Source organism: Methylobacterium sp. WL6 (assembly GCF_008040095.1).
In the GTDB taxonomy this organism is placed as follows: domain Bacteria; phylum Pseudomonadota; class Alphaproteobacteria; order Rhizobiales; family Beijerinckiaceae; genus Methylobacterium.
Window position 1 is genome coordinate 1 of the sequence record NZ_VRVH01000489.1, and the last position, 2134, is coordinate 2134.

The window sequence follows — 2134 nt, forward strand, 5'->3', positions numbered from 1 at the left end:
GCGCTCGGCCCGGGCCCAGCCCTCGCGGGTTGCGTCGCAGAACGCGGCGAGGCGGCCCTCGGCGATGGCCGCCCGCATCCCGGCCATGAGGTCCTGGTAGTAGGACAGGTTGTTCCAGGTCAGCAGCATCATCCCCAGGATCTCGTCCGAGCGGACGAGGTGGTGGAGGTAGGCGCGGGAATACGCGCTCGCCGCCTCGCAGGAGGAGGTCTCGTCCAGCGGCCGCGTGTCCTCGGCGTGGCGGGCGTTGCGCAGGTTGATCCGGCCGTGGCGGGTGTAGGCGAGGCCGTGGCGGCCGGCCCGCGTCGGCATCACGCAATCGAACATGTCGATGCCGCGCGAGACCGAGCGCATCAGGTCGTCCGGGGTGCCGACGCCCATCAGGTAGCGCGGCTTGGCCCGCGGCAGGTGCGGCTCCACCGTCTCGATCATGGCGAGCATCACCGCCTGCGGCTCGCCGACCGCGAGGCCGCCGATGGCGTAGCCCTTGAGGTCGAGGCCGGCGAGCGCGCGGGCGCTCTCGACCCGGAGCTCCGGCACGTCGCCGCCCTGCACGATCCCGAACAGAGCCTTGCCCGGCTGCTCGCCGAAGGCGGTGCGGCAGCGCTCGGCCCAGCGCAGGGAGAGGCGCATCGCCTTCTCGATCGCCTCGCGCTCGGCCGGCAGGCGCACGCACTCGTCGAGCTGCATCTGGATGTCGGAGCCGAGCAGGCCCTGGATTTCGATCGAGCGCTCCGGCGACATGTGGTGGGCGGTGCCGTCGACATGCGAGCGGAAGGTCACGCCCTGCTCGTCGAGCTTCCGGAGCGCCGACAGCGACATCACCTGGAAGCCGCCGGAATCGGTGAGGATCGGCCCGTCCCAGCGCATGAAGCGGTGCAGGCCGCCGAGCCGCGCCATCCGCTCGGCGCCCGGGCGCAGCATCAGGTGGTAGGTGTTGCCGAGCACCACGTCGGCGCCGAGCGCGCGCACCTGGCTCGCATACATGGCCTTGACCGTGCCGGCGGTGCCGACCGGCATGAAGGCCGGCGTGCGGATCGTTCCCCGCGGCATGGTGATCGCCCCGGTGCGGGCTTGCCCGTCGGTGGCGTGGACGGCGAAGGTGAAGTCTGTGTCGGACATGCTGAGGTGAGACGGCTTCCAGGTTGCCTCGGGCAGCGCCCCCTCGCCCCACAGATCTCGGGCTTGCCCGAGATCTGTGTACCCGGTGCCCAAATCGGGCAAGCCCGATTTGGGTGCGGGAGAGGGTGGCCCGCGAAGCGGGTCGGGAGAGGGGAGCGACGCTTCCGGATACGGCGCTCCCCTCTCCAGACCCCTGTTCACGCAGGGGCCACCCTCCCCCGCGACGGGGGGAGGAGATGCGCGGTGTCGGTCAGCCCTATCAGACCTGGGCCGGAAACAGCAGGCTCGAATCGCCGTAGGAGTAGAACCGGTAGCCTTCCGCGATCGCGTGCGCGTAGGCGGCGCGCATGGTGTCGAGGCCGGAGAAGGCCGAGACCAGCATGAACAGGGTCGAGCGCGGCAGGTGGAAGTTGGTCATCAGCGCGTCGACCGCGCGGATGCGCGTGCCGGGGGTGATGAAGATCTCGGTCGGGCCGGCGAAGGGGTGGAGGCGCCCGTCCGCGTCGGCCGCGCTCTCCAGCAGGCGCAGCGCGGTGGTGCCCACCGCCACGATCCGCCCGCCCGCCGCCCGCACCGCGTTCAGGCGCTCGGCGGTCTCGGCCGCCAGGAAGCCGATCTCGGCGTGCATGCGGTGGTCGGCGGTGTCCTCGGCCTTGACCGGCAGGAACGTGCCGGCGCCGACATGCAGGGTGACCGTGTGGCGGCCGATCCCGGCGGCGTCCAGCCGCGCCAGAAGGCCGTCGGAGACGTGCAGCCCGGCGGTGGGAGCGGCGACGGCGCCGGGGTTGCGGGCGTAGACCGTCTGGTAGTCGGTGGCGTCCCGCGCGTCGGTGGGGCGCTTGCCTGCGATGTAGGGCGGCAGCGGCAGCTCGCCGATGGCGGCGACGGCCTCGTCAAGGGCCGGCCCGGCGAGGTCGAAGCGCAAGGTGATCTCGCCGCCCTCGCCCTTGGCCGCGACGGTGGCGTCGAGGCCGGCGAGCTCGCAGGGCTCGCCGGCCCCGTGCCGGCCGAA

At 72.6% G+C, this 2134-nt stretch carries 2 protein-coding genes; both read right to left on the bottom strand.

Annotated features, from left to right (window positions below):
• Positions 1–1122, bottom strand: a 1122-nt coding sequence (gene tgt / locus FV230_RS27600) for a tRNA guanosine(34) transglycosylase Tgt (RefSeq protein WP_147844633.1), incomplete at its 3' end; no start/stop codon positions are given.
• Positions 1123–1381: 259 nt separating this feature from the next.
• A partial coding sequence (gene queA / locus FV230_RS27610; RefSeq protein ID WP_147844634.1) for a tRNA preQ1(34) S-adenosylmethionine ribosyltransferase-isomerase QueA occupies positions 1382–2134 on the bottom strand: 753 nt, incomplete at its 5' end.